The sequence below is a fragment of the Paraburkholderia nemoris genome, assembly GCF_905221015.1.
GTDB lineage: Bacteria > Pseudomonadota > Gammaproteobacteria > Burkholderiales > Burkholderiaceae > Paraburkholderia > Paraburkholderia nemoris.
In genome coordinates this window covers 1-839 of the sequence record NZ_CAJNBO010000115.1, presented here as the reverse complement: position 1 = coordinate 839, position 839 = coordinate 1, and the positions used below count along the sequence as shown (strand labels likewise).

1 protein-coding gene is annotated in these 839 nt (G+C 59.7%); it reads right to left on the bottom strand.

Annotation, left to right across the window (positions count from 1 at the left end; genetic code table 11):
- On the bottom strand, positions 1-808 hold an 808-nt coding region (locus tag KHO33_RS41920), incomplete at its 3' end, for an IS5 family transposase (protein ID WP_200568581.1).
- Between the last annotated feature and the right edge of the window lie 31 nt (positions 809-839).

Below are 839 nucleotides of genomic sequence, written 5' to 3'. Positions count from 1 at the left end.
AACTTGGAAGTACTGGCACCGCGTGAACGAGCATGAGCATTGCGAAGACCACGAAATGCAACCCGGCAAGCGTTTCGGGTAGACGTTCATAGTCACGTGCGAGACGGCGGAAACGGTTGAGCCAGCCAAAGCTGCGCTCGACCACCCACCGCCGGGGTAGCAGTACAAAGCCCTTTTTCGCTTCCTCCAGTTTGATCACCTGCAGTTCGATGCCTTCATCGAGTGCGGCCTGCGCTGGCTCTTTGCCCGTGTATCCCTGATCGGCAAATGCCACCTTGACCGTGTGTCCCGTTACCTGCTGGACCTGACGCGCAAGCTCTGCTACCTGCGCACGCTCCTGCTCATTGGCCGGTGTCACATGTACCGCCAGCAACTGTCCCAGGGTGTCCACCGCAATATGGACCTTGCTGCCGCGCTTTCGCTTATAACCGTCATAGCCCGCGCGTGGTCCGCTCTCGCAGGTCGACTGTATCGTGCGGCCATCCAGGATGACCGCGCTGGGCTGTCCTTGCCGTCCCTGTGCCACGCGTATCACCGAGCGCAAGTCGCTGACCATGTGCTCAAAACAACCTGCCTGTAACCAGCGTTGGGGCTGCTGATACACCAATTCCCAAGGTGGGAAATCATTGGGCAGCATCCTCCACGGTGCGCCGGCCCGAGCCATCCAGCGCAACGCATCGAACATGTCGCGCAGTTCGTATTTGCGCTGCGGCGCGGTGACGTCCATCAGCGTCAGATAGGGTGCCGCGAAGCTCCATTCTTCGTCCGACACATCGGTCGGATACCCTTTGCGGTCTGCTCTTTTCATCCCGCCAGGATACCAGGTCTCACACAAGGTG